The organism is Metalysinibacillus jejuensis (assembly GCF_003057615.1).
GTDB lineage: Bacteria > Bacillota > Bacilli > Bacillales_A > Planococcaceae > Metalysinibacillus > Metalysinibacillus jejuensis.
In genome coordinates this window covers 1-6499 of record NZ_QAFW01000078.1, presented here as the reverse complement: position 1 = coordinate 6499, position 6499 = coordinate 1, and the positions used below count along the sequence as shown (strand labels likewise).

Genomic DNA, 6499 nt, shown 5'->3' with positions numbered 1-6499 from the left:
CAAGTAGGTTATCAAAGGCTCTTTTCACTTTGACAATCTACTTGGGATGTGGAACACTCCATGAATGGTTGTTGTGCAGCAAAAAAACTTAATCTTTTTGTGTCCAAAATCTTGACTTAGATCCAATTCTTAAAAATTACAGTTATTCAATTTACTGTTGTTTATATAAAGATCATTTACCTAGTCGTACTTCACTATAAAAGTTAGAAGGGATATGAATTTGACGTGCTAAAAATATCAAAAAAACGTGATTTAAGTATTATTCAAATTAATGATACACAATCAATCATAATTAGTTGTGATGCAGTTGGAGGTATTGGACTAAAAACATACGATTCCATTAAATTATCACCAGATTTGGTAGCCTATTATACAGCTAGAGTCGCACTTATGGAAATTTTATCTGTTGGTGCTTCACTTGTAACGCTTGTCGATACGTTAAGCGTTGAAATGGAACCTACAGGAGAACAAATGATTAAAGGTATTCGTCGCATTTTAGATGAGCTTCAACTCGATCAAAGTACACTTAATGGCAGTACGGAAGATTTAGTACCTACTGTCCAAACAGGTATCGGTGTTACCGCTATCGGAATAAGTGAAACAAATCAACTTAAAATAGCTTGTTCTCAAGCAGGGGATGCAATTTATTTACTAGGTATCCCAAAAATCGGTTCAGAAATTTCATACCCCTTTGATTCGGAGTTGTGTTCATTAGCTAATTTTAAAGTGCTTGTACAATCACCCTTTATACATGAAATTATTCCTATCGGTTCGAAAGGCATCGCACATGAGGCGAGAGTTTTAGCTGAGCTTAATGATTTCCATGTAACATTAAATAACTCACAACTAGTTGTTGATATACAAAAGGCAGGAGGACCAGCAAGTTGTGTTATTTTTACAATGCCTGAACAATATGCAGCAGAAATGCAAAAAAATTTGTCTCAGCAAATAACTAAATTAGGCTATTTATATTAATGGAGGATTACGTTATGTCAACTATTGAAATCAGTACGGTAGATTTATATTTTACAGGGTTTTGTAATTATAAATGCGAATATTGCTATGGTGAAAATGATATCAATCCGCATATGACAAAAGAAACATATTTACAATGTTTAGATTTTGCACAGCAAATAAATGCGACAACGATCGAATTTTGCGGTGGTGAGCCATTGTTAAACCCTTTATTTGAAGAGGCTGTTCGTTTAGCTAAAGCCCGTGGCTTCCAATTAATTTTACGTACAAACGGAATTTATTTAGGGAAACATCTCGATTTAATCGCGGAAAACTTTGAATGGATAGGAATTTCATTAGACGGTTTAGTAGAGGCAAATGCTCGCATGCGTCCAGCAAAGAATAAAATTTCAAAGGAGGACCAATTCCATCTTCCAATTGCAAACATGAAAGCATTGAAAGAAAAAAATCCAAATATTAAAATTTTGTTAGCTACTGTAGCATCAGCAGTGAACTATTCAGACATTCCAGCATTCGCACAATATGTAGAGGAACACCAGCTTCCTATTAATAAATGGAAAATTTATCAATTCATTAAAGATAAATTCCGTTCAGAAATATATGAAGATAAGTATGCGTTACCGATGGTATTATTCGAAGAAATGAAAAATCAATTCCCTTCAACGTTACTTAAAAAAACAGAAGTTCAATTCCAATCATCTAATGTAGAAGGTGTTTCTGGAAATTGCTTAATTGTTTTCCATAACGGGCAAATTCAAATTATGAAGAAAATTTATGGACAAATTGGGGTAAACACAAACGAAGAAATTATTGATAATTTAAAAAATAGCCCTGTACTAACATATATTCAAAAAAACAAAAACGTTACATATCAAAAATAATTTGTCCACTAAAAAGCAAAAAGGCGTCCCAGAATGACTTCTCGGATGCCTCTTTGCCACTTGGATGGTGGAAACCTATTCCCAATTTTCACTAGACAAGTAGCAGCCTCACTAAGCGCTTATTCGCGAATAAGCACTCTTGTTTTATAAATCAATGATTTAATTGTTCTAACCAAATTGCTGGACTTGCATCGCTCGGCATACGCCAAAATCCTCGTGGCGATAAAGAAATATCTCCTACCATTGGGCCGTCCGGTAAACATGAACGCTTATATTGACGTGTAAAGAAACGCTCATAAAATAACTTTAGCCAGCTACGTAATTGCGTAGCTTGGTATTTGTCCCCAAATGCGTGCCTAGCTAAATACAAAATCTTTTTCGGCTCACATTGATGCTTTAGTACATGATAAATAAAAAAATCATGTACTTCATACGGACCTACAAGCTGCTCGGTTTGTTGCTGAATTTTACCTTGCTTATCTGGTGGTAACAATTCTGGACTAATTGGTGTTGCTAAAATATCTTGCAATGTGTGCTGTAATTGTTTAGCCTCTGTTTTCCCAAGATAGGAAACAATAAAGCGAATCATCGTTTTCGTTAACCCCATATTAACCGAATACATGGAAATATGATCTCCACTATAAGTCATCCACCCTAACGCCATTTCCGATAAATCGCCCGTTCCTACCACAATACCATGTTCTTTATTAGCAAGATCCAATAATATTTGTGTTCTTTCTCGCGACTGCGCCTGTTCATATGTTAAGTCCTGAATAGTTTCATCATGACCAATATTTTGATAATGCAGCTTTGTAATCTCTTTAATAGAGATTTCACGTGACGTAACGCCGTAAGCTTCCATTAAATGGTGCGCATTGGTTAATGTTCGATCAGTTGTACCAAATCCAGGCATAGTAATAGCTAAAATATTTTCAGTGCCTAAATTTAGCTGCTCACATGCATTTACACAAATATGTAGCGCAAGTGTAGAATCCAATCCGCCTGAAACACCGATAATTAAACGCTTTCTGTTCAAATATTCCATCCTTTTTACTAGACCTGCTGTTTGGATTTTAATGACTTCTTCGCAAAAATCTTTTTGTTCTTCAACCGCTGGTAAAAAAGGATGTGGATTCACTTTTTTAGTTAAATTCAATGTTGGATTCTCCGTATAAAATGACACATTTCGAGTGGATGTTTGTTGTGCAAACGTTGCGACTTGTCTTCTTGCCTGTAAAATACACATCGTATCAATTTCCGTATAATGAAACGGCTCATCTGAAAACATTTGTCTTTCAACAACAATTTCCCCTTGTTCTGCAATCAAACCCACACCACTATATACTAAATCAGTAGTAGATTCACCTTTATCTGAAGATGTGTATAAATAAGCACTCACAGTTTGACGAGACTGATTCTCTACTAATTGGCGACGAATTTTTTGTTTTCCAACTTGTTCATTACTAGCTGAAAGGTTAACTAAAATCGTTGCACCATTGATTGCTTGTTGTGAACTAACAGGAATCGGTGCCCAAAGATCTTCACAAATTTCCACACCTATAATAATCCTTTCATCAGTCGCATGGTGAAATAGCAAGTCTGTTCCTACAGGTACGATTTGATCACAAAGGACAATTTCTTTTACTTGGCATTGCCAAGAAGGAGAAAACCAACGTGCTTCATAATATTCCTTTTGATTTGGTAAATATGTTTTAGGAACAACCCCCAATATCTTCCCGCGATGTATACTAATCGCTACATTAAATAGATGTACACCAATTATTAACGGCATCCCTACAAAGGCAATTACATCTAATTCCGCTGTAGCACTTAAAATCGTTTGTAGTGCTTGTTGCGCTGCGTTCAAGAGCTGCTGTTGGAAAAATAAATCACCACAGCTGTAGCCCGTAAGCGAAAGCTCTGGAAAAGCAACGACTTTTACATTTTTTTCATCTGCTTGTTTTAATAAGTGAATGATTTTTTCGGCATTCGAGGTACAATTCGCCACATGTAGTTCTGGAGAAGCAACCCCGACACGAATAAAGCCAAATGACATATGACTAGAACTCCAATCTACGTTTAAATCCTTTTATTTTTTCCTCTACAACTTCCACCACTTGTTGCTGGTTTAACCCATTCGTATCAACACTAATTACATTAGGTAAAGATGTTTCTAACAAATGATAATAAGCAATCTCTTTTTCATATTGTTCAAATGATACACGATCTAAATCTTTCCCATGATCCATTTTAGAATTGCTTCGAGCTTTACATTCCTCATACGATGCATACAAAATAATAATAAGGTTTGGAATTGGTATGAACGCATGTGCTATATCTAGTAAATTTAATAAAGCTGGCATACGTAAAGGATCTTTCACCCAATTCACTGCTAATGTGGACCAAAAGCTCCGATCCATTAAATGTGTTTCAGCAGGATTTAAATCGATTTCTCGTTTCGTTTCCATCACACCTGATAAAAAGAAAAAGGCTGATGCCATCCAAGACGCTTCAAAAATCATACGTTGTTTAAGTTCGTATTGATTAAATTGTGCTGGTAACGTTTGGTGTGAAAATTCAACCTTTTCAGCCATTAAATTACACATAGATGTTTTCCCAACACCATCTGGCCCTTCAATCGCTACAATAAATTGTGTTGAATCTTTATTTGGTTTCAATAAAGAGGCTGGGATTTTCATAACTAAGCTCTCCTAAAATCAATTTCTCTCTTAATTTTTTCTAATGCTTGGAAGCGATGCTCTAATGCACCATATGGCGATGATACATCTGGAATAAACCACGTAGATAATGGCATTTCTCCATCTTGTAAAGGAATTGTTGGATCAAACTTTCCAGAGACTTCACCTTTCACTAAAACAAACTCTTCATTTATGTAACCACTTAATATGCACGTAAATGTAGCCTTATTTGATTTTCCTTCAATTAGTTTACTAAAGCCTTCTGCACCTAAAACTTGAAGCATATGCTTTGTATACGGACCTGGAAAACTAGGATACGCATCTAAAAATAACCCTACATCATCAATCAAAAACGAATTTTTATAAATTTTATGCACAGCTTCTGCTTTTGCCTTTGCAACGTCTTCTAATGTTTTCGCCTGAATTTCAAGAATTTCTTCTTTAAATAACACAACTTCCATAATACTTCCGTTTAAAAAATTTTTAAACGGTGCGTATTTATTTTTATTACCCGTTAATAATGCTACTTTTTCCATTTAAACCCCTACCGCTTGTTGTTCTAAATACGTAACTGTTTTTTCAAAATCATATTCATAAATATGCGCTGAACTAATTGTCGCTGTAATTGAATGAATTGGAATATCCAATGCTGTTGCCACTTCTTGCGCCATTTCGGCTATACAAATTGCATCGCATGGGAATTTACGATACATATCTTGTCCTCTAGAATAATAGTGAACAACTAATTGATTTTCACGAATCATGAAGTGAATTAAGTTAATACATGGAACTTTACCATGGGCATAAGGTGGATAAGATAACGCCGCACGCTTACTTGTTGTGTTTTCTTTTAAAAGTGTAATTATATCTTCTACCCCATTATTCCCAAATGGGCCTTTACCTGTGTTATAGTAGCTATGCCCAAAAATATTTTCTTCAGCTGTAAAAAATACTTTGCGCATTTCTAACGTGTCAGCTTGAACGCGTGCATCTTGAGCTATTATAAAATCTGACTGTACGTTATGAAGAAAAGAAGTTTGAAAGTTTAAAACTTCTTTATAATCTTCTACAAAATCCTTAGAATTGTATACATCTTTTAAAGCATCAACCCATGCTTCTCCAATTGTCTCATAAATTTTTTGCATATAATTTCCTCTTTCTTTTTTAATAAACTCAAAACATAAACAAAATTTTTGTTTGCAATTAATTTTGTCAAAACAGGTGAAGGATTATTTTCACCTTTATATTTTGAATTCTATGAGTCTACTTTATCATAAATAACCTTATTATGGTTATAAAATCTTCATAAAATACCAAAAATACAATAATTAACATCTTACACCTGCTGATTAGCGAAAATTATGTATCACCTTTTTTGACAAATTATCCGTGCTGATACTAGGACGTATCTAAAAACTCCATTTTACTGCGTCAACTTGAAAATCGCAGCGATATAAACGAATGCCAAAAAAGAAGTGGCTAATTTGTCGTAACGGGTTGCCACTCGACGAAAGTGTTTGATTTTATTGAAAAAGCATTCGACTACGTGACGCTCTTTGTAGAGATACCAATCGACAGACCACGGTTCTTTGGCGTTCGTACGTGGTGGAATCGTATAATGTGCGCCTTTACTTGTCAGTTTGTCGCGAATCGCCTTTGTACCGTACGCTTTATCACCTAATACGTTACTGCCCGCGATTGGAAGTTGGTCGAACATGTCACAAGCAGGTTGACTATCATGCACGTTTCCAGCTGTTAGTTGAAATAACAATGGGTTGCCTAACGCATCCACAATGGCATGGATTTTCGTTGTTTTTCCGCCACGACTTACACCGATGTGTTGGGCAACTTCGGTATCGATGGCGTTTTTTTTGCCCCCGCACTATGTTGGTGAGCGCGAACGCTTGTTGAATCGATGCTTACGTTTTCAAAATCAGGTTCGAT

General features: G+C 35.4%; 7 protein-coding genes. 2 read left to right on the top strand and 5 right to left on the bottom strand.

What is annotated here, in order from left to right:
- The first annotated feature begins 225 nt into the window (after positions 1-225).
- Positions 226-975: an AIR synthase related protein gene (locus DDE80_RS13490; RefSeq protein WP_108308413.1), complete on the top strand. Its 750-nt coding sequence runs from the start codon at positions 226-228 to the stop codon at positions 973-975.
- 14 nt (positions 976-989) lie between these two features.
- Entirely contained in the window at positions 990-1856 is an 867-nt protein-coding gene (locus DDE80_RS13485; RefSeq protein WP_161952345.1) for a radical SAM protein, read from the top strand.
- A gap of 151 nt (positions 1857-2007) precedes the next feature.
- On the opposite strand, the gene DDE80_RS13480 is transcribed toward DDE80_RS13485, so the two are convergent.
- The 5 genes from DDE80_RS13480 to DDE80_RS13460 all read right to left on the bottom strand — a co-directional run bounded on the left by DDE80_RS13480 (position 2008) and on the right by DDE80_RS13460 (position 6392).
- Positions 2008-3912: an NAD(+) synthase gene (locus DDE80_RS13480; RefSeq protein ID WP_108308410.1), complete on the bottom strand. Its 1905-nt coding sequence runs from the start codon at positions 3910-3912 to the stop codon at positions 2008-2010.
- A 4-nt stretch (positions 3913-3916) separates the two neighbouring features.
- Entirely contained in the window at positions 3917-4555 is a 639-nt protein-coding gene (locus DDE80_RS13475; protein WP_108308409.1) for a nucleoside/nucleotide kinase family protein, read from the bottom strand.
- A gap of 2 nt (positions 4556-4557) precedes the next feature.
- Complete coding sequence (locus tag DDE80_RS13470; protein ID WP_108308407.1) at positions 4558-5091, bottom strand: non-canonical purine NTP pyrophosphatase; 534 nt, start codon at positions 5089-5091, stop codon at positions 4558-4560.
- The gene (locus tag DDE80_RS13465) at positions 5092-5700 is read right to left on the bottom strand and encodes a thymidylate synthase (RefSeq protein ID WP_108308406.1); all 609 of its coding nucleotides are present in this window, start codon (positions 5698-5700) and stop codon (positions 5092-5094) included.
- Positions 5701-5978: 278 nt separating this feature from the next.
- Positions 5979-6392, bottom strand: a complete 414-nt coding sequence (locus DDE80_RS13460) for an IS5 family transposase (protein ID WP_282432380.1) — start codon at positions 6390-6392, stop codon at positions 5979-5981.
- Positions 6393-6499: the final 107 nt, after the last annotated feature.